Here is a 22,653-nt window from a genome sequence, read left to right as displayed (position 1 = left end):
TATGCTCCGGGGATGGTTAATATGATTAGTTACGCAGAAAAACAAAGGAAATTAAATGGAAAGTAGTTTTAAGAAAGTCCCTAAAACTGGGGTGATTTATGTGATGTCTAAAGCGCAAGCGCATGGGTTTTATTATGGTAATCCTGAATGGTCAAATCTCGGGCAAGGTGCACCTGAAACAGGAGATATGCCTCAAAGTCCAGCACGCTTGAAAGATATCTCATTAGATCAAATCTCAGCTGAGTACAGCCCCGTCGCGGGAGATGTTGAGTTGAGAAAGGCAGTGGCTGAGCTATATAATCAACGTTATCGTTTTGACAAAAAATCGCAATATACCTATGAAAATGTCTCGATTTCCTCTGGGGGGCGCTCGGCACTGTGCCGAATTGCAGCAACAATGAGTAATATTAATTTAGGACATTTTTTACCGGATTATACCGCTTATGAAGAGCTGTTAAATGTCTTTGGCGGCTTTGTCTCTATGCCGATTTCTTATCGTACTGCCGAAGGTTTTAAACCGAATGTTGCTGAGATGGAAAAAGCAATGATTAATATGGGTTTGGGGGCAATGCTTTTATCTAATCCATGTAATCCAACAGGGCAAATTATTATTGGTGATGCATTAAAACAATTGATTAATTCAGCGAAAAATATCGGTTGCTCGATGATATTTGATGAGTTTTATTCTCACTATTTATATGAGCAAAACCAAAAAACATTAAGTGCTGCCGCGTATATCAAAGATGTCGATAAAGATAATATCTTGATTGTTGATGGGTTGACCAAAAACTGGCGTTATCCAGGGCTGCGTATCTCATGGACATTGGGACCAAAAGATGTCATTGAAGGCATTGCTTCAGCGGGGTCATTTTTAGATGGTGGCGCGGTGCACGCGATACAAAAGGCAGTTGTGCCATTATTAGATCTCAAACATGCTGATCAAGAAGCAGATTCAATTCAACAAGAGTTTGTCAAAAAACGTGATTACATGATGTCACGATTGAAAGAAATGGGCTTTGTGCTATCCAAAGTGCCAGAAGGGGGCTTTTATTGTTTTGCTTCTTTGGAAAACCTGCCAGAGAGTCTTGCTGATGGTATGAAGTTTTTTAAAGCCTTATTGCAGTATAAAGTGATTTGCGTGCCAGGTGAGTTCTTTGATGTGAATCCTGGTCAGCGTCGCAAAGTGGTTAATACACGTTTAAAGAAATATGTGCGCTTAAGCTTTGGACCAAGCTTTGAGGAGATCAAGTTGGGCTTGGATAGAATACAAGAGATGCTGAATGAAGCATTGTAGCTATTATTGCTTTGACTATGATTACATGTTGACTAAATTTTCACTATGCAATGGTTGGCTGAGCATTAGTAATGAATCAATAATAAGTTACGATAAACAATGTGATATATCTTGATATATGTCAATCTCTGCTCTATGCTTTAGATAGGTTAGTCATTAGAGGTATTTTGTGATGATTCATACAGCAAAATTATTTATGAATGGGCGCAGTCAGGCGGTAAGATTACCGAGTAGTTATCGTTTTGACTGCAAAGAGGTTTATATCAGACGGCATCCTGAAACGGGTGATATTATTATTTCTAAAAAGCCAGGTTCGTGGGCGGATTTTTTTGAGATGAAAGAGGGGAATATCCCTAAAGACTTTATGACTGATAGAGATGATGAAGTGCCATCACAGAGAGATTTATTCTGATGGTAAATACAAAGCTCTACATGCTTGATACCAATACGGCAAGTTATATTATTAAAGGTGATTACCCTGCACTTAAGGCGCAGCTTATTAATGTCCCTATGTCGAGTATTTGCATCTCAGCGATTACTGAAGCTGAATTGTTATTAGGCGTCGCTAAAAAGCCGCATGCAAAGCATTTGCCTATGATTGTTAATGAGTTTCTACTGCGCGTTGAGATATTGCCGTGGACATCACAAGCGGCAAAAATTTACGCAAAGTTACGCGCAACCTGTGAAAAAGAAGGCAAGACATTATCGTGCATGGATATGCTTATTGCAGCGCATGCTAAGGCTGAAAATGCGATTTTGGTCACAAAAGATAGTGCCTTTTATCACTTGTCAAAGCATCTTGAGCTAGAGGATTGGACAAACGATGAGTGAAAAAAATAGAGAAAGCATTAAGTTGAGTTTTAATTATTCCCCTCACCCGCGCAGCATAAGCTGCGCGACCTCTCCCGCAAGGGGAGAGGTAAGAAACAATGTAACTTATTTCTGAATCATTAAAGTTACGCTGTGATTTTCTTATATTTAATACGATGTGGGTCGACTGAGTCATCACCTAGTCGTTTTTTCTTATCTTCGATATAGGCTTCATAGTTGCCCTCAAACCATACGACATTACTTTCACCTTCAAAAGCTAAGATATGTGTTGCTACACGATCCAAGAACCAGCGATCATGCGAGATGATCATCACGGAACCTGGGAAGGCAAGAATGGCTTCCTCAAGTGCGCGCAATGTTTCAACATCAAGGTCATTCGTTGGTTCATCAAGCAATATGACATTACCACCTTTGCGTAATAATTTTGCTAAATGCACGCGATTGCGCTCACCACCGGAAAGCTGATGGATGAATTTCTGTTGATCAGAACCTTTAAAGTTAAAGCGCCCAACGTATTGACGTGATGGAATCGTGTACTTGCCAACAGCGATGACATCTAAACCATCAGAGATCTCTTCCCATACAGTCTTGTTATCATCTAAAGTATCACGTGATTGGTTGACGTAAGCAAGCTCAACCGTTTCACCGAACTCAACATTGCCCGCATCAGGCGTTTCAATGCCTGATACCATTTTAAAGAATGTCGATTTACCTGCGCCATTGGGGCCAATAATGCCAACGATAGAGCCAGCAGGAACCTCAAAACCAAGCTGATCAATCAATAAACGATCACCAAAGCCTTTGCTGATACCATCAATATTAATGACTTTATTCCCTAAACGAGGACCTGGTGGGATGTATAGATCTTGTGTGGCATTACGCTCTTGGAATTCTTGTGAGCTTAGCTCATCAAAGCGCGATAAACGTGCTTTTGATTTGGCTTGACGACCTTTGGCGTTTTGACGCACCCACTCAAGTTCTTGTTGTAATGCTTTTCTATGTGCGGTTTGCTTTTTCTCTTCTTGAGCTAGACGCGCTTCTTTTTGCTCTAACCAACTAGAGTAATTACCTTTAAAAGGAATGCCTTCACCGCGATCAAGCTCAAGAATCCATTCAGCTACATTGTCTAAGAAATAGCGATCATGGGTAATGGCAACAACGGTGCCTTTATACTCTTGTAAGAAACGCTCAAGCCACGCAACACTTTCAGCGTCTAAATGGTTTGTCGGTTCATCCAAAAGTAAAATATCAGGAGAAGATAACAGTAATTTGCACAATGCAACACGGCGTACTTCACCACCTGAAAGCTTAGATACATCAGCATCCCAAGCAGGTAAACGAAGCGCATCAGAAGCAATCTCAAGCTTGCGATCAATCTCCCACGCACCTGCTGCATCAATCTTGTTTTGTAGCTCACCTTGTTCAGCAAGCAGCTTGTTCATCTCATCATCGGACATCGGTTCGCAAAACTTCATGCTGATTTCATCAAAGTGCGTGAGCAGTGCTTTAAGATCGGCTAATGCTTCTTCAACATTGCCTTTAACATCTTTTGTTGGATCAAGTTGTGGTTCTTGTGGTAAATAACCAATTTTAACACCCTTGCGAGGTGCGGCTTCACCGACAATCTCAGTATCAAGACCTGCCATAATACGCAAAAGTGTTGATTTACCTGAGCCGTTAAGACCTAAGACACCAATCTTGGCACCATCAAAAAAAGATAGCGAAATATCCTTTAGAATATAGCGATTGGGTGGCACAACCTTACCAACGCGATGCATTGAATAAATATATTGTTCAGACATTTAAGAATCCTTAGTTTGTTTTGTAAGATGGATATAAGTACGTATGCAAATATTATCAGGTATTTTTTGGATTCTCAGATCAAGTCTGAGAATGACCACAAATCGTCATATTCGGGCTTGACCCGAATATCCATTATTACCAAAAAACTATTGTTTAGGTACTTAGGCATAAACGCAGGCGATTGTAGCAAAAAATAGAGAATCTTGGTATAGCACTTGCAAAATGATTTATACCGCCCGCAAACCATTTTACAGAATTTCTATCATTGAATTTCTCGTACTTCTGAATGATTGGGTTTTGCCAATAGTCCCAGCTATTACCTGCAAACCAATCATTCAGGAGCATCAAAAACTTCTTCGACATTAAACACCGCAAAATGATTCACGAGCGGTATACAAGCGGTATAGATAATAAATTTCTGAAATAACCTTGGGTTACTAGTGCCACATATTCAAGATACGCGAATATTTTAGAAATGGGGTAATGCGCCATAAAATATGGGATTTACAAGTAAACTCAAGTAGCCGGGTGTTTAAAAGTTGTAACACTAGCTATATATATGCTTCAATTTGTATAATCAACAATTAACAACAGAGTGAAAAGGATTCAAAATGGCGCGATTAATATTGCTTGTAGGTGCTTGTAGTGCGGGAAAAAGCTCTACAGCAAAAGCATTACAGAACTTAATGAATGAGCCCAATGTTCATCTAGGGATTGATACGTTTCATTTGGCCATTCCCAGTGCAAAACTAGAGTTGTCAAAGCCGGATAAAAATTACTTGTATCCCAAGCAATATCAGGAAAATGGGCAGGCGATGACAGAGATTGTGCACGGTGAGATCATTCAGCGCATAAATCTGGCGCGTTATGAATCAGTCTGTTGCTTTTTAGATCATGGTATAAGTGTTGTTGCAGATGAAATTTTTTGGCGCTTTGATGATTTTAAAGTATTTTTGGATAAGCTTAAAAACCATGAAGTGGTGATGGTTGGCTTACAGGTTTCTGATGAAGTTGGCGAGAAACGTGCACAAAAACGCATGGAGCAATCCCAAAATTACCAAGATGATTTTCGCCCAATCGGCATGAGTCGTGCCTCAAATCATATGACGCATAAATATACGCGTTATGACATAGATATCAGTACCGATAATAAAACACCGGATGAGTGTGCGCAATCGATTTATCATGAGCTACAAGCCATGACACACTTTGCGGCATTTAAGTCACTTTGTCAGCAGTATTTATAACCATGAAATTATTTGAGGTGTTGACACTAAAGTGATATGACGTGCTTATTAAAAGATCATAACCATTTCAAAATGCACATTGCCTTGGCAGTGTTAAGCCGATCATTGCAAAAAATCCCAGATATTAACACAAACCAACTAGCCAAAGATCAGGTTTTTAGGCTACACTTTGGAGGGAATTAAATTACAAAGATATTCCACTAATCAACATTTAAAAGGAGTTTACAGTTTATGAATAAAGTAATTAGACCAAAACGTGTGTATGCCGCTATTTGGATGCTCTATGGTGTGAGCATCTTGGGGCTTTTGGATTTACTGACGTCATCAACTTTGGTGATGGTACCAATGGAGCATGTCTGGCTTGATGTGGTTGCCTATATTGTACTGATTGCAGTTGCCTTTGTGATTAGCCTAGGGGTGAAAGCCGCGAAATGGATTTATATTATCCTTGCGGTCATTTGGTATGCTTTTTTAATCTTTTACTTGCCAGAGCACGCCAGTCACCCGCTTAACTTCTGGTTGGTGTTTATTGAAATCATTCTAATCATTGCTGCATTTTATATTTTGTATCAACCTAAAGCTGTGCGTTGGTTTAATAAAGCGCAGAAAATATAGCCAATATTAAGGTTCATAATGAATCAAAAACCTAGGCGATAACCGACTTGATACTTATTTATCGAGTTTTCATTCTTCTATTGCTTCCAGACGTAAATACCCTTTGCCAATCACCAATATTGATTCGCCAAAAAGAAGTTTTTGTTCGGCGTAATGCGCTTGATCACCATAGTGTTGAGTGCAGATTTCGTTAATTTCTGTTAAATTGACACAACGCGAATTTGAGTCCTCAAATAAAATATAACAACGGCTTTCCCTGTCTATTTGATAGCAACTTTGATTATTGTTACCTAAAGTACGGCTTGATGAATTAAACATGTCTCATCCTCCAATAGTTTGTATTTGACCATGAAGATGATAAATCTTTTTCAAGATGAAATTAATCTCTGAAAAGGGTGAAAATAAGCTTTGTACTGAATAATTAATGTCTAATATAGGGAAAAAAAAACTGTTCTAAGCCATCGTAACCATGTTCAACAACGTATTTATGTAGCGATCTTTTATCATGACATCCTGTTTTTTCTCGAATGTTCCTCAGGTAGGTAGATACGGTGTTTTGAGAGCGATTTAACATTTTGGCTATTTGACTGTCGGTGCAACCATTTGCATAAAGAAGCATAATCTCAAATTCGCGATCCTTTAGCTCATTGCTTGCGTTTTCCTGTAGCAATTCGCTCGCATAGTCTCGTTTTGGTTGTTGTATAGTGGGTGGTAAGTAATTTGGTATCTGGATTCTATTTTCAGGCAAGTCTGCTTCACGAATTAAATGCGCTGCTTTTTTATTGAAATAGCTGATGAATTTTAATAATTTTGCACGATGTAAATCATAAAATCGATATGCTTTGTCTGCGTTTTTTTTGTTTGAATGGAAAGAATACATGTGAAAGCAGTTTTGCGATTTATCTTCCACGACAAACTCTATTCTGGCATCAATGTCAAAATTTTCACGTGCATCTTCAGCAATTTCAGAAATATGCTCGTTTTTATTTCTGCGCCAATAATTAATACCTCCAGTAAATCTATGCACAGAATTTTCAGGTTTAAGATGATTGTTTAGATAATGCATAGCCCACTCGCGAGGAGTTCCTAAGTCACTAAATTCCCCATGAGTGTAATGTTTACAATAAGTTAAGAAATGTATACCGCTGTCTTCATAAAGGGGTTGAGCAATTTCAATCACCTCTGGCATCACTTTAAAAACGTGCATTGATTCAAAATCTTTTTGTTTATGTTCCATGTTTGTACTCCTGACTATTTTTCATGTAGGCTAACGTAATCACTGAGATCAATGCACATATAACAATGTAAAGGGCAGGTGCCATTTTGATATCAGTAAAGTCCGTTAGAAACGTGTTAATACTTGGTGTAAATGAGCCAAAAATTACAGCAATGCTGTGACCAATTCCGACGGAAGTCACACGGCTGTTTTCTGGTGCCTGTCTGACAATAATAGCAACAAAAGTGCTAACCGAGATTGCCGTAAAAATGGCAAATATAACGTAAGCTATGATCACGATCATAGTGTTGCTGCTAAACAGCGACTGATACAAGGGGATGGCGACTATTATTAATACAATGTAACTGTACTTTAGCAGTTTACTACGGTTAATTTTGTCGGAAAAAAAACCGACAGTTGGTAGCAAGGCGACAAATAAAATCACTATTAGCATATGGATGATAGATATTTGTATGTTTGATAAATTGTTATTTGCTCCGATTACGGCGTGTATGTAAAAAACAAAATTAAAAAATAGACATGACGGGGCAAACATGTACAAAAATATTTTGCCAATACTTGCAATATTTTGTGTATTCTCTCGTAGAATGTCTGTTAGTGAAAAAATACTTTGTTGACTTGGGATCGTTTCACTTAAATTCCTTCTAATCCAGCCAACAATAAATACAAATACTACTGATAAGCCGAACATTAGACGCCATCCCCATTGATGCAGTTGAGATTCAGTTAGCATCGCTTTAAGTGCAATTAAAATGATAATTCCAGCCAAATATCCAATAATAGCAATTCCATCTGCAAAACTACCATAAAATCCCTTTTTATCGTCAGGTGCTAATTCATAAAGAGTTACAATGACCGTTGGAAATTCACCACCAAATGCAATTCCTTGTAATATTCTTAATATGATAACAAGAATGCAAATTAAACTACCAGCATAAGCATAACTTGGCATTATTGCCATGCCAACAGCACATATAGCCATAAGGCTAATAGTTCCAAGTAAAACAGACTTTCTCCCATATCTATCGGCAACGATTCCCCAGAAAATTGCTCCAAAAGGCCGAGCAATGTAAGCCATAGAAAATACTAAGAATGTAGCAAGTAAAGAGTGTTTAAAATTCTCTGGGAAAAAAATTTTAGCAAAAACAGGCGCCAAAAGACCATAAAGGCAAAAGTCATAAGTCTCAAGGATGTTGCCGCATAAAACCGGTAGAACCTTTCTAAATTGATCATTCATAACATTCACACCATAGGTTGCCATAAATACCGATAAATCCTATTGTTACTACTAAGTTTCGCTTTACAAGACACCAACAAAATAGCATCAACATGTATTTGTTTAATCGGGTATTTAAACTGAACAACAATGCCTAAACTATAGCATATTAGGCAAGAGATAACTTGCGCATAAATGTATCAAATTGTTTTAGTATGTATACAGTGCAAATCGTTGTTAGACCAATGGCACTACCTTTAGCAGGACCACTAACCATCCATGGCAGCTTCGCACTGGATCCTCACGCCATTTTGCCTTACGGATGACAAGTCATAGGATGTCATTGCGAGCATGGATGCGTGGCAATCCATTTTGTCAGGGATGGTAGATCTAAGTTCGTTGCAAAGCCTATATTTACAGGCTACTTCTTAAGGTAGTGCCATTAGTTGTTAGGCTTTAAGGCTGCTTAGCTAATCTAAGCTATTGATTTTTGGAGAATTTTCGAGGCTTTGGGGAATTAGGTAGCTGTATAGCTGTGCTTATCGTTGTGCGCAAGTTAACTAACGATAGTCTAAGCACAGTGTTAAATAGTATTTGACACCATAAACCATGGCATTAACCGATAGATCAAAGGTTGGTTCATGCACCATTGAGGTAAAGCCTGAAGCTTCATTGCGGACGCCTAAAAAGGCATAGCATGCTGGAATTTCTTTGGCAAAATAGGAGAAGTCTTCTGATGCCATCCATGGAATGTGAGATAATAAGGTATTTTCCTTGCCCACAACTTGTTGCGCGGCAGAAATGGATTTCTGTGCACATTCTGCGTCATTTTGCGTTTCAGGATACCCCGGTAGGTAATCGATTTTAACAGAACCGGCATAAGTATTGGCAATGCCATTAGCAATTTCATATAAGCGCTTTTTAACGAGCTCTCGTACGGATTGACTTAGATAGCGAATACAGCCCTTGAGTTTAGCGTTATCAGCAATCACATTATAAGCGCTACCAATATTAAGTGCAGTAATCGAAACAACCGCGGGATCAAAGCTCGATAGATTTCTTGAGGCAATCGTTTGCACGGCATTGACAAATTGCGTTGCCATAATCATCGGATCATTGGTTGTGCATGGTGTGCTGGCATGCCCGCCTTTGCCGATAAAGGTAATATCAAATAGATCAACACCTGCTAAGGCGACTGGTTGGCAAATTTGCATTTGTCCTTCATTAATTGATGGTAATACATGAATACCATAAATAGCACTAATACCCGCTAATGCGCCATCTTTGATCATCGCCGGTGCGCCACCTGGTAACACTTCTTCAGAAGGCTGAAATAAAAAGCGGATGTTAACATTCAGCTGATCTTTAATTTGAATCAACGTGTGCGCAGTAGTTAATACCATTGCACAATGGGCATCATGCCCGCACATATGTGCCTTGCCATCAATGGTTGACTTATAATCACATGTATTTTGCTCGTGTATCGGTAATGCATCCATATCAGCACGCAATGCAATCATTGGATAGTCAGGGTTGGCAATCAAATCAGCGATAAGTCCTGTTTTGCCAATATTACGCTTAATGTTCAAGCCAAGCATTTGTAGTTTATTAGCAATAAAGTCTGCAGTATTTACAACATCAAAGCCAAGTTCAGGATGGCGGTGAATATGCTCACGCACTTCGCGTAAATAGTTTTGATCAATCGTTAAGTCATCAATGATATTAGGCATCGTGAATCTCCTTTTTTGACAAATGTTTGAGTGTGTTTGCCGTAACTAATGAGGCTGTTAAGCAGCTGATTAAAATCAGTAAAATGGTACTGTTTAAAATAGCGTTACTTAGAATGCCATTTTTATAACCAACGAGGATGATGGCTAAGGTTGCGGCAGCGTGAGCGCTACTTAAGCCAAAGATTAAACGCCCATCAAGTGGCGATAGTTTAAGTGCATATTGGGTGAATTTTGCGGCAAGCCATTTACTGACAAGAGCGACGATAATCAAAGTAATCGCAATCGTTAAGATATGATGCATATCAACAAGTACCTCTAGGTTAACAATCATGCCAACGCTAATCAGGAAAACTGGAATAAACAAGGTATCACCAATAAAATGGATTTCTGCTTTGAGTTTTTTCTTTTTGGCAACAAAACGATTTAAGGATAGACCTGCAAAAAACGCACCGATAATCGCATCAACACCAATGATTTCAGCAAGTAATGCCAACAGAAAAACAACGAATAATACAAAGGTGTAATGCAAGCTTTTTTTGCGCGCAAAAAGATAGAAAAAGCCTTTGGCAATATAAGGGATAACAATGAAAGCGATCAGGCTAAAAAGGATAAAACCAATCACAAGTGTGATAAGCATCACAATGCTACTACCTTCTTGATGAAGCCCCGTAACTAACGCTAGAATAAGTAGCACCACCGTATCGGTAATAATCGTCCCGCCCACGGCAATGGCAACTGCTTGGCGTCTGGCGTAGCCTTTTTTACTGACCATCGGATAAGCAATCAAGGTATGGGTTGAAAACATAATCGCCACTAAAATTGCTGCACTGGCTTGAAGATCAAATCCGTAATAAAACACGGGGAAGCCTATGGCAAAAGGGATAATAAACGTCAATACGCCAAAGAGCAGGCTTTTATGTTGATGTAGTTTAAACTCTTTCATCTCAAGCTCAAGCCCTGCAAGAAACATAATATAAAGCAGTCCAGTCGTTGCAAAAATGGTTACCGCAAGGTTTTGATCTAAGATATTTAAGGCATGAGGACCTACGATAATGCCCGTGATAATCAGTCCGATAATGCTCGGTATTTTGCTGTAATGGCAGATCACCTTAGCCGCAAGAATGAGTGCTAAAACAACGGTAAAAATACTCACAGGATTATCTAGCGGTAGGGTAAATAGGTGTTTAAGCGTCTCAAGCGTATGCATGAATAATCCTTGTTTATTATGTTTTGAAGATTTCAACCATATGCAGTTTATTTATTTGTAAAGGTTTGACAGGGTCTTTGCTTATGCTTAAAGGGCGTATGCAATACGCCCCTACATAGCTTGTTATTATGGATAAAGATATTGTCAAAATCATTTTTAACCTAACACATCAACATCTTTAGGTGGTGTGAAGTCGTAGGTTTTAGCGGGGATCTTTGCAGTGGAAATATCATAAAACTCAATATGCGTGGACTGCCCAACTTCTGTTTGGATAAGCATTGATTTTGGTGTGTTGCCCGCGAACGTAATATCGATATATTTAATCAAAGACTGATCATTCACTTTAGGTGTTAAGCGATAAGTATGCTCGCCATTTTGGGTTATGCTAAAGAGTTTTTGCAATACTTTACTGTCACCGGTCAATAACAGTAAATAGGGCGCTTGAGAGATGTTTTTAGGCACCTCACTAATGGTCACTTGCTCTAGATCTTCGTCATAGTTCCAAAGTTTCTGGCCATTAGATAACAGCATTTGCTTTTGTGGCGACTCAACCTGCCATTTAAAAAAGCTAGGTTTACTCACCCATAATTCACCCATGCTCGTTTCTTTAATGCCTTGCTGTGGATTAATTAAACTTTGATGAAATTTGGCATGCATGTTTTTAAGATTGGTTAATAACGTAAACAATGTACTATCAGCGTCATTATTTTTGATACTTTCGATATTTTGAGTATTCTTAGTATTTTTAGAGCTCTGAAGGGTGGCAGCTTTAGTTGCTATTGGTGTGCTGCTTTCACCCTGTGCAAACGCAGGCTTTAGTAGTGCGCTAGAGAGTAGTCCAATGGCGGTGAAACCTAAAAGACTATATTTAATCAACGGCTGTATTTTTTGTATATTGTTCATTGTTGTCACCTTTTTACCAGTACTTCGCGCATACCATTGCTTTGCATTTCACTCACAAGACCAGCTGCTTCCATTTCCTCAATTAAACGTGCTGAGCGGTTATAGCCAATGCGCAGACGACGTTGAATGTTTGAAATCGATGCGCGTTGTGTTTCAAGTACGATTTTTACGGCTTCATCATAGAGTGGATCGGTGCTATCTGTTCCACCCTCGCCATCACTGCCTTCTTCATCTTCGCTTGCAGTGATGCTATCGATATACTCAGGTTCGCCCATTTCTTTCCATGCGGCAACCACGCGATGCACTTCATCATCATCGACAAAGGCGCCATGTACGCGCGCTGGCACACCTGAACCAGGCGGCAGATAAAGCATATCACCATGACCTAAAAGCTGTTCAGCACCTTGCTGATCTAAAATAGTGCGTGAGTCAATCTTCGATGACACTTGAAACGCAATGCGTGTTGGAATGTTGGCTTTAATCAATCCTGTGACGACATCAACTGATGGACGCTGTGTTGCAAGGATTAAGTGGATGCCTGCGGCACGTGCTTTTTGCGCTAAGCGCGCAATGAGCTCTTCGACTTTTTTACCAACGACCATCATCATATCGGCAAACTCATCGGCAATGACAACGATGTAAGGCAGCTTCTCTAGCAAAGGCGCATCTTCATCGTGTCCAGGGCGCAGTTTAAGCCATAGGGGGTCTTTCATTGGCTCGCCTGCTTTTTCAGCTTCAAGGATTTTCTCATTTAATCCAGAAATATTTCGCACACCCGCGGCTGCCATAAGCTCATAACGTCGATCCATTTCTTTAACACACCAACGTAAGGCGTTAGCCGCCTCGTTCATGTCGGTAACAACCGGTGTTAATAGATGTGGTATGCCTTCATAGATCGATAACTCAAGCATTTTGGGGTCAATCATAATAAGGCGTAGATCATCCGGTGCTGATTTATACAGCATACTGATGATCATGGCATTAACACCAACTGATTTACCAGAACCCGTCGTTCCTGCAACCAATAAATGTGGCATTTTAGCAAGATTAGCTGTTTCAGGTGTCCCTGCAATGTCAACACCAAGCCCCATGGTCAGAGGTGAGCTTGATTCGATAAACTTTTTATGTGCCAAAACTTCTTTTAAACGCACCATTTCACGCTTTTGATTCGGTAGCTCAAGACCCACATAGGGTTTGCCTGGAATCACTTCAACAACACGCACACGAGCCGCTGACAGAGAACGCGCCAAATCCTGAGCTAAACCACTTAATTTACTGACTTTAACCCCTGGCGCAAGCTCAACTTCAAAGCGCGTGATCACAGGGCCTGGATAACTGCCAACAACTTTAACTTGCACGCCAAAATCAGCCAGTTTCTCTTCCACCAATAACGCCATTTTTTGTAAGAACTCTTTAGAGATGAGCTCTTTTTTTGCTTCTGGGTCATCAAGTAAATCTAATGATGGTAGACCGGTAATTTTATCGGTTTTATTTTTAGGTTTTTTAGGTTTTGATGACTTACTTATAGGGGCAGGTAAAGGGATGTCATCGATCTCAGTTAACACCTCATCGTCGAGCGCTTTTGTCAGTGATTTTGGTGTAAATTCATCATCAAAAGGCTCAAAGGAGATATCGCGATCATCTATGCGTTGATTGATGCCTGGATCATTGTAGTTTAAGTGATCAAGTGTATCATGCTCAGCAATAAAATTATCTTGCTGTTGTTGATGTGCTTGCTCTTTTTCAGCATTTTTTGCTCGTAATTTTTGCTCTTTTAACTGTGCCTTTTCATCTTTTCTCTGCTCTTTGAGCGCTTCTTTTTGTGCTTTGCGTTCAGCGCGTTGTAGTGCCTTTTGCTCTTTTTCTTCGTCAGAGCTTGTGAAAAAGGCTTTTATCGTCATTACAATAAAACGAATAAGTGCGGCAAGTGAGCGAATCCAAAAACCACCTGAGAACAAGGTTAATCCTAAAGCAAAAGCAACGATAAGCACCAAAATGCTACCGGCAGTGCTAAGGTATAAAATGGCATATTTAGCGACTTCTTGTCCTAGAATGCCGCCAGCGCCTTCAGGCATGTAGACACTAAAAACAGACAATGCAATTTGTGCAAGTCCACTGCCTGCAAAGATGAGTAAAATAGCACCGGCAAAGCGCATAAGCATCAGCAGAATACTACTTTCAGCAAATGTTTTACGCTCCAGGAAAAGCTGCCAGATGCCATAGACTAATAAAAAAGGGATTAAAAAACCAAAGACGCCACAGATGCTTAAGATGATGTTGGCAGTATAAGCACCGACAATACCTGCGTAGTTATAGACCCTATCTTGTGATTGAGCAATCGTCCAGCCTGGATCATTACTGTTATATGAAAAAAGCGATAACAATAAAAACAAGGCAATCGCACCCATCAATACAAGCCAAGTAATCCGTAAGCGATCAACCAATAGTGGATGAAGCTCCCTTTTAACGGTTGCTTGATTGGCAGATTGTTTTGCTGTTTTAGTTGTTTTGTCGGCTCTAGTTCTCCTAGAACCCGCTTTTTGTGATGTGTTTTTCTTACTTTTACGCAGCAGCGCCACTCTTGATTCCTCATATTCATTGAGATTAAACATTCTTATCATACCAAGGGCAAAACCAAGCAGGCAACTCGTTTTGCCAGAATGTTCATAGATTAACATTGTTCGCCCTTATCTGCTTGTCGCTTGTGTCTTTTCTCAGGTAGAATGGCGCAAGTTCATTTGCTATTAAAAACTAACATAAGGAAACTTAAGATGAATAACGCATTTTATGACCATTTACGCCAAGGGATTAATGAAATCAAAGAAGCAGGCACTTACAAAGGTGAGCGTATTATCAACTCACCGCAATCCTCAGATATTACCCTTAAAAATGGCGCACATGTTATTAATTTCTGTGCGAATAATTATCTGGGACTTGCCGATAATAAGGATTTAGTGGAAACGGCTAAAAAAGCATTGGATCAATATGGCTATGGTGCGGCGTCTGTACGCTTTATTTGTGGTACACAAACACCGCATAGAGAGCTTGAAGATCTGATCAGTCAGTATCTAAAAATGGAAGAAACCATTGTTTTCCCATCATGCTTTGACGCCAATGGGGGGGTGTTTGAATCTATCTTGACTGCTGAGGATGCAGTGATTAGTGATGCATTGAATCACGCCAGTATTATCGATGGTGTGCGCTTATGTAAAGCGATGCGTTTTCGCTATAAAAATAATGATATGAGGGATCTTGAAGCACAATTGCAAGCAGCCGATGAGAAAGGTGCGCGTTTTAAGCTCATCGTTACAGACGGTGTTTTCTCAATGGATGGCATTATTGCCAACTTACAAGGCGTGTGTGATCTAGCGGATAAGTACAATGCCATCGTGATGGTTGATGATTCACATGCCACAGGATTTATTGGTGAAAAAGGGCGTGGTACACCAAGTTATTGTGGTGTTGAAGGGCGTGTTGATATCATCACTAGCACTTTGGGTAAAGCGCTCGGTGGTGCCTCAGGTGGTTTTGTATCAGCGCGTGCGCCAATTGCTGAGATGTTAAAACAAAAAGCACGTCCTTATTTATTTTCAAATGCCTTAGCACCGATGATTGCAGCAACGTCAATGGCAGCGATTAAATTGGCGATGAGCTCAGATGAGAGACGTGATGTATTGCAGCGCAACCAAAAGCACTTCAGACAAAAAATGACGGCAGCAGGTTTTGATCTGATTCCTGGTGAGCATCCGATTATTCCGGTGATGTTATATGAAGAGAAAAAAGCCGCTGAAATGGCAGAGAAATTACTACAAAAAGGCATTTATGTTATTGCTTTTTCCTATCCAGTGGTACCAAAAGGCTTAGCACGTATCCGTACACAGATGTCAGCAGCACATACGATTGAGCAAATTGATAGAACCGTTCAGGCATTTACTGAGGTTGGTAAGGAAATGGGGATTATTTAAGAATGCAAGAAATGAAAAAAACCATGAAGGCATTATCTAAGCTCAAAGCTGAGCCTGGTATTTGGATGACTGAGCTACCTATTCCTGAGGTTGGGCATAATGATGTTTTGATCAAAGTCAAAAAAACAGCAATTTGTGGCACAGACTTGCATATTTATCTATGGGATGAATGGTCGCAAAAAACGATTCCGGTACCGATGGCGGTTGGACATGAATTTGTTGGTGAGATTGTGGCTTTAGGTTGTGAGGTGAAAGGATTTAAAATTGGTGATCGCGTTTCAGGTGAAGGGCATATTACCTGTGGATTTTGTCGCAATTGCCGTGCAGGCAAGCGTCATCTATGTCGCAATACTGTCGGTGTTGGTGTTAATCGCCAAGGTGCATTTGCTGAGTATTTAGCGATTCCTGCGGAGAATACGTTTAAAGTACCTGATTATGTCAGCGATGATATTGCCAGTATGTTTGATCCTTTTGGTAATGCCGTGCATACTGCGCTGTCTTTTGATCTTATCGGTGAAGATGTACTGATTACTGGTGCCGGTCCCATTGGTATTATGGCAGTGGCGATTGCGCGTCACGTCGGTGCTAAGCATATTGTGATTACTGATATTAATGATTATCGCCTAGAACTTGCAAGACAAATGGGCGCAAGTGTTGCCTTAAATGTCAAAGACTACAAAACAGCCGCTGAACAAGCTAATGCGTTACAAGAGACAATGAATAAGCTTGATATGACCGAAGGCTTTGATGTTGGTCTTGAGATGTCAGGTCATCAAGCCGCGATTAATGCGATGATTCAGACAATGAATAATGGTGGGAATATTGCGCTTTTAGGTATTGGTGGAGCTGAAGTCACCGTGCCATGGAATGAAATTGTTTTTAAAGGCTTGCACTTAAAAGGGATATACGGTCGTGAGATCTATGAAACTTGGTACAAGATGGCAAGCATGGTTGGCTCGGGGCTAAATGTGAATCCTGTGATTACCCACCAGTTTCACGTTGATGATTTTTTAGAAGGGTTTGAACTGATGAAATCAGGGCAGTGTGGTAAAGTCATTTTAAACTGGGCATAATGCTAACAATTTATCTCTTATATTTCTTGCCTTTTGCTTAAGTGAAACCTATGGCTTTGCCGCGCCCTTTTACTCAAGCCTAATCGTATCGATATTGGTATTGATTAATTTGATCATCGGTTTTTTTATTTTGGCAAAGCATATTAAAGAAGTGAGAATTAATTTAGCCATTGTTGCTAAAACCATTGTAATCTTGGCAGTGTATTTTGTGGTGGTCTTTCTGGTGTTGAAGAATCCAATCATTGCCAATGTTGCCATTACAGTTGCAGGATTGGGATGTTTTATTGTTATGCTTGTCTCAGCGCAAAAAAAATACTGGCGCAATGTCATCGTTGCTTTTATCTTTTTTGCCTTGTCCATTTTATATTGGGCATTATTTTTTCAGATCTTCATTTCAGTGCTACTATTTATCTCAAAAGGTGTCAGCAATGACTTTTTTGGTTGGCGTATTTTAGATTCACAGTTTTTAAGCTTTCAATCAGCAGGCGTGTTGATCTTTGGCTTTTTTATGGGGAAACTGTGGTTGTCATTAGAGCGCAAAGGCAAAGCAGTGCAGGATATTGATAAATTTAATATTGGTTTTATCTTACTAGCTGTTGTTTTCTTAGTTATTTGGATTGGCATTGAGTTAACGCCTAAAGGTCAGGGCGTGCCGGCAATATACATGATCATCGCCTTTTTAATTATGGCAATCAGTGAGTTATCCTTATCAGCGATTGGTTTGTCACTCATCACGAAGTTGGCACCGCCTAATTATGTCTCTTTATACATGGGAATCTGGTTGGTAACACTGGGCATTGGCGGCAAGCTGGCTGGTGTTATTGCGCAGTGGGCGCCTGTGACTGGTGATATCCATCGTATAAAAGCAGGAATGTCAGCAGGTTTAGAGTTGTTTATCGTCTTAACTGTTGTTGGTGCTGTGTTGTGTTTATTGTTAAGACGATTTGTAATTGCTAAGCGATGAATCAAGAATAAATTGTGCTTTAATTTCCCCCTCACCCGTGCAGCTTAAGCTTAAGCCGCACGAGCGATCCCGCAAGGGGAGAGGTACTAGCTAGTGCAATTTATTTATACATCGTTGCTAAGCGATAATTAGCCTTTTCTGGCGCCAAAAACAATAGAAAGTAATATTAGCAAGGTGCCGATACCCTGCACCAGTGTGATATGTTCACCTAAGAAAACAAAGGATAATGCCAGTGTTGAGATCGGCATTGCCGCAGTGACAAGACCTGCGGTACTGGCACTGACTTGATCACAACCCAAAAACCAGAAAAGGTAAAAAAGTGCCGAGGCAATGGATACTAAGAATAATACAAAATAAGCATTGATGCTCAAGCTAAGTAACTCATGCCAGTTAGCGAAAAATAATAGCGGAATCATTGCAATTGCATTGATTAAGTTCATCAAAAATGCCGATTTAACCGCAGGTAATTGAGTGTTTTTAAATTTGCTAATGACGTAATAAAGTGCCTCAGGAATCATTGCTAAGAAAATGATCACATCTCCAATAATTGATAAGGCTGAAAAGTCGTGATTTGACAGACTTGAGCCATTAATCGCAATTAACCCTATGGTAGCAAAGAGGATGCATAATGCTTTAAAGCGCGTAATGCGTTGGCGAAAAATAATAAAAGATAGAACAATGATCATCGCTGGCAATGTGCTGGTGATAAGTCCTGCCATACTGGCACTGGTGAATTGAATACCTGAGAGCATCAAGAGATTAAATAACATGCCTGCACATAAGGCTTGTGCAATCAGCACCAACCAGTCTTTTTTGCTAAGCGATGCAATACTATTACTTTGTGCATTGTTGGTTTTTTTGATAAAGGGAATACACGCCAAAAGGACAATACTGCCAACAATAAATCGTATTTCAAGCAAGGCAATAATCGATAAGTTTGACACTAAAAACTTAGAGCCCGTGATGTTGATTCCTGTTACCATTTGCGCAATGATTAATGATAAAATACTCCACATAAATTCTCTCCCAATAATCATTGTAAGTGGTATTGTACATTTTAATGGTTTGAGTTGGTTCTATTACAAGCCCTTTACCTCCTCATTTTAAAATGGGGAAACCAGTTGATAATTGGCAAAGTGCTTTAGAAAATAAGTATAAACCTCAAAAAGAGTGTAATGCTAGTGGTTATTATGATCTGGTGACATTTAATGGTGCCCAACTTTGACAGGTTGGCATCACCTCTAGTGTGTTGATATTGATATGTTGAGACAATGATGTCGTGAAATAAACAATCTCAGCAATATCATGCGCAAGCAATGGTTCAGTTTGATCATAAACTTGATTGGCCTTTTGCGTATCGCCTTTGAAGCGCACCACGGAAAACTCAGTTTGCGCAAGTCCCGGTTCAATATCAGTGACACGAATATTTTTGCCCTGAAGATCAGAGCGTAACGCACGCGAGAACTGCTGAACAAAAGCTTTGCTTGCGCAATAAACGTGCCCGCCTGGGTACGGCCAATTGGCAGCGATTGAACCGATATTAACGATATGCCCATGATTGTTAGCAAGCATCAATGGCAATATGCGTTTGGTGACATATAACAGACCATTGATATTGGTGTTAATCATGGTTTCAAAATCAAGCTCATCAGCATCTTGAAAAGAGGATAAGCCGAGTGCCAACCCTGCATTATTGATTAAAATGCCAATGTTTTTTATATGCTCAGGTAGTGTGCCAATGACTTGATCGATGGCATTTTTATCCGTGACATTCAGCTCAGCAATATGAATGGGGTATTCTTGGTTGAGGGTTTTAGCCAATGCTTGCAAATGACCAAAGCGGCGCGCGGTTAAAATGACTGGATAACCATTGGCATTGTATTTACGTGCCATTTCAGCACCGAAGCCTGAGCTCGCACCAGTGATGAAAACGACAGGTTTAATATTGTGAATAGATGATTTAGTAGATTTGTCATGCATGATATGTTGATCTTTGTTTGTCGATGAGTAGAGACAAAGTGTACGAAAAAAAAGTGCAACAATCATCCCTGAAGATCAGCTTTTTTGATACCATAGCAAGCATGAATCATTAGCTTTGTTTAGTCGTATTAATGCAGCTTGATAGTTTAGTAATTTTTAAAAGTCGCCCAGCGCGAGTCATTGGGTTTGTTGATAAGAAAGTTGAAATTCAATTAGAAGATGAAAAAACCATTAAATTGCCTGAGAAAAATTTGTTGTTATTGCACGATGGTGGCTTTAAGAAATTTGAGGTATTAAATACTGATTTAGGTGAAGGTGAGCTCATTGATGCTTGGAGTTTGTTGCAAGGCACTAAAACCAACTATGGTGAGTTAAGTGAGCTTATATATGGTGAGTATAATTGCTCTACAGTTTATGGTGCTTGGCAGATTGTGCAAAAAGGACTTCATTTCTTCGCACATGAAGATGAAATTGGTGTTAATACGCCTGAGGCGGTAGATGGCATTATCAAACAAGCACAAGAAAAAGCACAAAAAGCACAAGCATTAGAAAACTTTATCATGCGCTTAAAGCAAAAAACATATGCCAAAGAAGATGAACCTTTTGTTAAAGAGCTTGCCTCATATGCTTTGGGACAGTCTGCCGGATGTCGCTTTTTTAAATTGATTGACAAGGAAGAGACACCCGTTAATGCCCATGCATTGCTGCTTGATATTGGCTATTGGGATGAGTTTGTTAATCCTTATCCCATGCGTTTAGGTGCCGCTTTACAAGCGCCTGTTTTTGATTTGCCTGAAATGCAATATCAGTCACGTGTTGATTTAACCCATTTAGCAAGTTATGCCATCGATGATGAAGACAGTCATGATCCAGATGATGCGATAAGTTTTGATGAAGCAACGCAAAAACTATGGGTGCATGTTGCTGATCCGGCAAGTTTAGTGGGTGTTGATGGTGAGATTGATAAAGAAGCACGCGCTCGAGGGAGCAATCTTTACTTACCTGAAGGCGTTATTCCGATGCTACCGCATCAGATTACCGAAGACTTGGCACTTGGTCTTCACCCGACATCTCCGGCTTTATCCATTGGCTTTAAATTGATTGATGGTGAGATTAAAGATATCGAGATTGTATTATCAACTATCAAAGTAACAAGATTAAGCTACCAAGAAGCCGAGCATAAATTAACTGAGGCGCCATTTAGTGATTTTGTGCGTTTTTCTAATGAATTTAGTAGCTATCGTCAAGACCATGGCGCAGTTGAGCTGCAGTTTCCAGAGGTGAAGCTTAAATTGCGTGATAAGAAAGTCGATATCATTCCTTTGGCAACATTACAAAGTCGCAATATCGTGCGCGATGCGATGCTTATGGCAGGCGTGGCAGTTGCCACCTTTGCTGATCAGCATGAGATCCCGTTACCGTTCTCAACGCAGCCTGAGCACGATTTAACCAAAGAAGAGCAAACACCTCAATTGACGTCACAAATGTTTGCCGTTAGAAGGCGCTTACAAAAAGGACAATACAAAAGTAGTGCTGATAGACATGCTGGCATGGGACTTAATGCCTATGTACAAGCAACTAGCCCATTAAGGCGCTATTTGGATATGGTGGTACACCAGCAATTAAGACGGTTTTTGAAGTCTGAAACTCTGTTTAGTGGTGAAGAGATTCTCATGCGCATTGGTGAAAGTGAATCAGGCATTAAAGCCGCGCGTCAAGCAGAAAGCTTAAGTAACAATCACTGGAAATGTGTCTATTTGATGCAAAACCCTAACTGGCAAGGTGAGGCGGTGGTGATCGAGAAACAGCAAGGCAATCGCGTCACGGTGTTTATCCCTAGTTTGTCATTGATCAAGAAGCTAACATTGGCAGAGTCTGCAGAATTAGATGCAACGATTACAGTGACGTTAAGTGATGTTAAGCTTGCATCACAGGATATTTATTTTCGGGTTTAAAATATTTTTAGGGTAAGTTCTTTTTTGCCAATAATACGACAAATCCTATAGATGGTTTCCAAGCTATAGGATGCTTTTGCCTTTAAAATTCGATTGGCTTGAGATTTGCTAGTTCCTAGTTTTTCTGCTAAGCCTTCAAGGGTCAAACCTTGTGAATTTTTGTATTCCATAACATCACTAGCAAGCTCTTGACGGGCAATAATTGCTTGGCTTTCAATGGTTGTATCTATTTCAATTGCTGAAATTTCTTCTTTTGAAAGGAGTTCTTTTTTTAGGGTTTCTGAATCAATAAAATCATATTTACTCATTTTAGCCTCCAATTAAATCTTTAAGAATGCGTTTTGCCTTCTCGATATCTTTTGTCTGTGTTTTCTTGTTACCAGCCCATATGCAACGATAAGTTTTGCCATCAAAATAAAAGTAGTAGATTCTGGTACCCGTTGGAGTCCTCAACTCTTTTAAATGCTTGTTACCTTGAATATCTTTTTTATAAGGTAAGCTTAGCGCATGTCCAAACATTCGTAGCAGGTCTATTACTTTGTAGGCTTTTATCAGCTCACTTTTGCTAAGTGCTTTAAGGTATTTAATTACCTCAACTTCAAGTTCAACCTTGTATTTATAATTCATTGACTA

21 protein-coding genes are annotated in these 22,653 nt (G+C 39.8%); 9 read left to right on the top strand and 12 right to left on the bottom strand.

Annotated features, from left to right (window positions below; translation table 11 throughout):
* Positions 1 to 55: 55 nt before the first annotated feature.
* From ACTS4L_RS06310 to ACTS4L_RS06300, 3 genes are all read left to right on the top strand, one after another.
* On the top strand, positions 56 to 1,294 hold the full coding sequence (locus ACTS4L_RS06310; protein ID WP_440617089.1) for a pyridoxal phosphate-dependent aminotransferase: 1,239 nt from the start codon (positions 56 to 58) through the stop codon (positions 1,292 to 1,294).
* Between the two features lie 172 nt (positions 1,295 to 1,466).
* The gene (locus ACTS4L_RS06305; RefSeq protein WP_440617087.1) at positions 1,467 to 1,706 is read left to right on the top strand and encodes an antitoxin; all 240 of its coding nucleotides are present in this window, start codon (positions 1,467 to 1,469) and stop codon (positions 1,704 to 1,706) included.
* Positions 1,706 to 2,125, top strand: coding sequence for a type II toxin-antitoxin system VapC family toxin (locus ACTS4L_RS06300; protein ID WP_440617085.1), 420 nt, complete (start codon positions 1,706 to 1,708; stop codon positions 2,123 to 2,125). The genes ACTS4L_RS06305 and ACTS4L_RS06300 overlap by 1 nt, the downstream gene beginning before the upstream one ends.
* Positions 2,126 to 2,250: 125 nt before the next feature.
* Here the strand turns inward: ACTS4L_RS06300 and ettA are convergent, their stop codons facing one another.
* Entirely contained in the window at positions 2,251 to 3,927 is a 1,677-nt protein-coding gene (ettA, locus tag ACTS4L_RS06295) for an energy-dependent translational throttle protein EttA (protein WP_440617083.1), read from the bottom strand.
* Positions 3,928 to 4,539: 612 nt separating this feature from the next.
* Between ettA and ACTS4L_RS06290 the strand changes: the two genes are divergently transcribed.
* Together ACTS4L_RS06290 and ACTS4L_RS06285 are read left to right on the top strand one after the other, a co-directional pair.
* A complete protein-coding gene (locus tag ACTS4L_RS06290) occupies positions 4,540 to 5,175 on the top strand; it encodes a phosphotransferase-like protein (RefSeq protein WP_440617082.1) in 636 nt (211 codons plus the stop codon).
* Between the two features lie 231 nt (positions 5,176 to 5,406).
* On the top strand, positions 5,407 to 5,790 hold the full coding sequence (locus tag ACTS4L_RS06285) for a hypothetical protein (protein WP_440617081.1): 384 nt from the start codon (positions 5,407 to 5,409) through the stop codon (positions 5,788 to 5,790).
* Positions 5,791 to 5,859: 69 nt separating this feature from the next.
* Here the strand turns inward: ACTS4L_RS06285 and ACTS4L_RS06280 are convergent, their stop codons facing one another.
* The 7 genes from ACTS4L_RS06280 to ACTS4L_RS06250 all read right to left on the bottom strand — a co-directional run bounded on the left by ACTS4L_RS06280 (position 5,860) and on the right by ACTS4L_RS06250 (position 14,761).
* Positions 5,860 to 6,108: a hypothetical protein gene (locus ACTS4L_RS06280; RefSeq protein WP_440617079.1), complete on the bottom strand. Its 249-nt coding sequence runs from the start codon at positions 6,106 to 6,108 to the stop codon at positions 5,860 to 5,862.
* Between the two features lie 103 nt (positions 6,109 to 6,211).
* Positions 6,212 to 7,027 (bottom strand): response regulator transcription factor, encoded by an 816-nt coding sequence (locus ACTS4L_RS06275; RefSeq protein WP_440617078.1) that lies wholly within the window; start codon positions 7,025 to 7,027, stop codon positions 6,212 to 6,214.
* The gene (locus tag ACTS4L_RS06270) at positions 7,017 to 8,288 is read right to left on the bottom strand and encodes an MFS transporter (RefSeq protein WP_440617077.1); all 1,272 of its coding nucleotides are present in this window, start codon (positions 8,286 to 8,288) and stop codon (positions 7,017 to 7,019) included. Before ACTS4L_RS06270 ends, ACTS4L_RS06275 begins: the two co-directional genes overlap by 11 nt.
* Before the next feature lie 515 nt (positions 8,289 to 8,803).
* Entirely contained in the window at positions 8,804 to 9,973 is a 1,170-nt protein-coding gene (locus tag ACTS4L_RS06265) for a M20 metallopeptidase family protein (RefSeq protein ID WP_440617076.1), read from the bottom strand.
* Positions 9,966 to 11,180, bottom strand: coding sequence for a cation:proton antiporter (locus ACTS4L_RS06260; RefSeq protein WP_440617075.1), 1,215 nt, complete (start codon positions 11,178 to 11,180; stop codon positions 9,966 to 9,968). The genes ACTS4L_RS06265 and ACTS4L_RS06260 overlap by 8 nt, the downstream gene beginning before the upstream one ends.
* A gap of 156 nt (positions 11,181 to 11,336) precedes the next feature.
* On the bottom strand, positions 11,337 to 12,083 hold the full coding sequence (lolA, locus tag ACTS4L_RS06255; protein WP_440617074.1) for an outer membrane lipoprotein chaperone LolA: 747 nt from the start codon (positions 12,081 to 12,083) through the stop codon (positions 11,337 to 11,339).
* Between the two features lie 5 nt (positions 12,084 to 12,088).
* Entirely contained in the window at positions 12,089 to 14,761 is a 2,673-nt protein-coding gene (locus tag ACTS4L_RS06250) for a DNA translocase FtsK 4TM domain-containing protein (RefSeq protein ID WP_440617072.1), read from the bottom strand.
* A gap of 93 nt (positions 14,762 to 14,854) precedes the next feature.
* Between ACTS4L_RS06250 and ACTS4L_RS06245 the strand changes: the two genes are divergently transcribed.
* From ACTS4L_RS06245 to ACTS4L_RS06235, 3 genes are read left to right on the top strand one after another with little or no spacing between them, the layout of a single operon-like run.
* Entirely contained in the window at positions 14,855 to 16,048 is a 1,194-nt protein-coding gene (locus ACTS4L_RS06245) for a glycine C-acetyltransferase (RefSeq protein WP_440617071.1), read from the top strand.
* A gap of 23 nt (positions 16,049 to 16,071) precedes the next feature.
* The gene (gene tdh, locus ACTS4L_RS06240; protein ID WP_440617101.1) at positions 16,072 to 17,121 is read left to right on the top strand and encodes an L-threonine 3-dehydrogenase; all 1,050 of its coding nucleotides are present in this window, start codon (positions 16,072 to 16,074) and stop codon (positions 17,119 to 17,121) included.
* A gap of 19 nt (positions 17,122 to 17,140) precedes the next feature.
* Entirely contained in the window at positions 17,141 to 18,085 is a 945-nt protein-coding gene (locus tag ACTS4L_RS06235) for a POT-type proton-dependent oligopeptide transporter (RefSeq protein ID WP_440617100.1), read from the top strand.
* A gap of 128 nt (positions 18,086 to 18,213) precedes the next feature.
* On the opposite strand, the gene ACTS4L_RS06230 is transcribed toward ACTS4L_RS06235, so the two are convergent.
* Positions 18,214 to 19,101 (bottom strand): DMT family transporter, encoded by an 888-nt coding sequence (locus ACTS4L_RS06230; RefSeq protein ID WP_440617070.1) that lies wholly within the window; start codon positions 19,099 to 19,101, stop codon positions 18,214 to 18,216.
* 172 nt (positions 19,102 to 19,273) lie between these two features.
* Complete coding sequence (locus ACTS4L_RS06225) at positions 19,274 to 20,131, bottom strand: SDR family NAD(P)-dependent oxidoreductase (protein ID WP_440651830.1); 858 nt, start codon at positions 20,129 to 20,131, stop codon at positions 19,274 to 19,276.
* Between the two features lie 65 nt (positions 20,132 to 20,196).
* Here ACTS4L_RS06225 and ACTS4L_RS06220 point away from each other — a divergent pair, with 65 nt between their 5' ends.
* On the top strand, positions 20,197 to 22,020 hold the full coding sequence (locus tag ACTS4L_RS06220) for an RNB domain-containing ribonuclease (RefSeq protein ID WP_440617068.1): 1,824 nt from the start codon (positions 20,197 to 20,199) through the stop codon (positions 22,018 to 22,020).
* Here ACTS4L_RS06220 and ACTS4L_RS06215 read toward each other — a convergent pair.
* On the bottom strand, positions 22,017 to 22,328 hold the full coding sequence (locus tag ACTS4L_RS06215) for a helix-turn-helix domain-containing protein (RefSeq protein ID WP_151193415.1): 312 nt from the start codon (positions 22,326 to 22,328) through the stop codon (positions 22,017 to 22,019). The genes ACTS4L_RS06220 and ACTS4L_RS06215 overlap by 4 nt on opposite strands.
* Before the next feature lies 1 nt (position 22,329).
* Positions 22,330 to 22,647 (bottom strand): type II toxin-antitoxin system RelE/ParE family toxin, encoded by a 318-nt coding sequence (locus tag ACTS4L_RS06210; protein ID WP_440617067.1) that lies wholly within the window; start codon positions 22,645 to 22,647, stop codon positions 22,330 to 22,332.
* Between the last annotated feature and the right edge of the window lie 6 nt (positions 22,648 to 22,653).

It is taken from the genome of Cysteiniphilum sp. 19S12-1 (assembly GCF_052030685.1).
In the GTDB taxonomy this organism is placed as follows: domain Bacteria; phylum Pseudomonadota; class Gammaproteobacteria; order Francisellales; family Francisellaceae; genus Caedibacter.
Note: the sequence above shows the minus strand (reverse complement) of the source record. Positions and strands in the feature narration are given on the sequence as shown.

What these genes read in the sequence shown, in the direction of transcription:
- ACTS4L_RS06290 (WP_440617082.1), top strand. Translation starts at nt 4,540, where the DNA reads ATGGCGCGATTAATATTGCTTGTAGGTGCTTGTAGTGCGGGAAAAAGC.
- ACTS4L_RS06230 (WP_440617070.1), bottom strand. Translation starts at nt 19,101, where the DNA reads ATGTGGAGTATTTTATCATTAATCATTGCGCAAATGGTAACAGGAATC.
- ACTS4L_RS06275 (WP_440617078.1), bottom strand. Translation starts at nt 7,027, where the DNA reads ATGGAACATAAACAAAAAGATTTTGAATCAATGCACGTTTTTAAAGTG.
- lolA (WP_440617074.1), bottom strand. Translation starts at nt 12,083, where the DNA reads ATGAACAATATACAAAAAATACAGCCGTTGATTAAATATAGTCTTTTA.
- ACTS4L_RS06310 (WP_440617089.1), top strand. Translation starts at nt 56, where the DNA reads ATGGAAAGTAGTTTTAAGAAAGTCCCTAAAACTGGGGTGATTTATGTG.
- ettA (WP_440617083.1), bottom strand. Translation starts at nt 3,927, where the DNA reads ATGTCTGAACAATATATTTATTCAATGCATCGCGTTGGTAAGGTTGTG.
- ACTS4L_RS06300 (WP_440617085.1), top strand. Translation starts at nt 1,706, where the DNA reads ATGGTAAATACAAAGCTCTACATGCTTGATACCAATACGGCAAGTTAT.
- ACTS4L_RS06260 (WP_440617075.1), bottom strand. Translation starts at nt 11,180, where the DNA reads ATGCATACGCTTGAGACGCTTAAACACCTATTTACCCTACCGCTAGAT.
- ACTS4L_RS06210 (WP_440617067.1), bottom strand. Translation starts at nt 22,647, where the DNA reads ATGAATTATAAATACAAGGTTGAACTTGAAGTTGAGGTAATTAAATAC.
- ACTS4L_RS06220 (WP_440617068.1), top strand. Translation starts at nt 20,197, where the DNA reads ATGCAGCTTGATAGTTTAGTAATTTTTAAAAGTCGCCCAGCGCGAGTC.
- ACTS4L_RS06250 (WP_440617072.1), bottom strand. Translation starts at nt 14,761, where the DNA reads ATGTTAATCTATGAACATTCTGGCAAAACGAGTTGCCTGCTTGGTTTT.
- ACTS4L_RS06280 (WP_440617079.1), bottom strand. Translation starts at nt 6,108, where the DNA reads ATGTTTAATTCATCAAGCCGTACTTTAGGTAACAATAATCAAAGTTGC.
- ACTS4L_RS06225 (WP_440651830.1), bottom strand. Translation starts at nt 20,131, where the DNA reads ATGATTGTTGCACTTTTTTTTCGTACACTTTGTCTCTACTCATCGACA.
- ACTS4L_RS06265 (WP_440617076.1), bottom strand. Translation starts at nt 9,973, where the DNA reads ATGCCTAATATCATTGATGACTTAACGATTGATCAAAACTATTTACGC.
- ACTS4L_RS06245 (WP_440617071.1), top strand. Translation starts at nt 14,855, where the DNA reads ATGAATAACGCATTTTATGACCATTTACGCCAAGGGATTAATGAAATC.
- ACTS4L_RS06215 (WP_151193415.1), bottom strand. Translation starts at nt 22,328, where the DNA reads ATGAGTAAATATGATTTTATTGATTCAGAAACCCTAAAAAAAGAACTC.
- ACTS4L_RS06305 (WP_440617087.1), top strand. Translation starts at nt 1,467, where the DNA reads ATGATTCATACAGCAAAATTATTTATGAATGGGCGCAGTCAGGCGGTA.
- tdh (WP_440617101.1), top strand. Translation starts at nt 16,072, where the DNA reads ATGAAGGCATTATCTAAGCTCAAAGCTGAGCCTGGTATTTGGATGACT.
- ACTS4L_RS06285 (WP_440617081.1), top strand. Translation starts at nt 5,407, where the DNA reads ATGAATAAAGTAATTAGACCAAAACGTGTGTATGCCGCTATTTGGATG.
- ACTS4L_RS06270 (WP_440617077.1), bottom strand. Translation starts at nt 8,288, where the DNA reads ATGGCAACCTATGGTGTGAATGTTATGAATGATCAATTTAGAAAGGTT.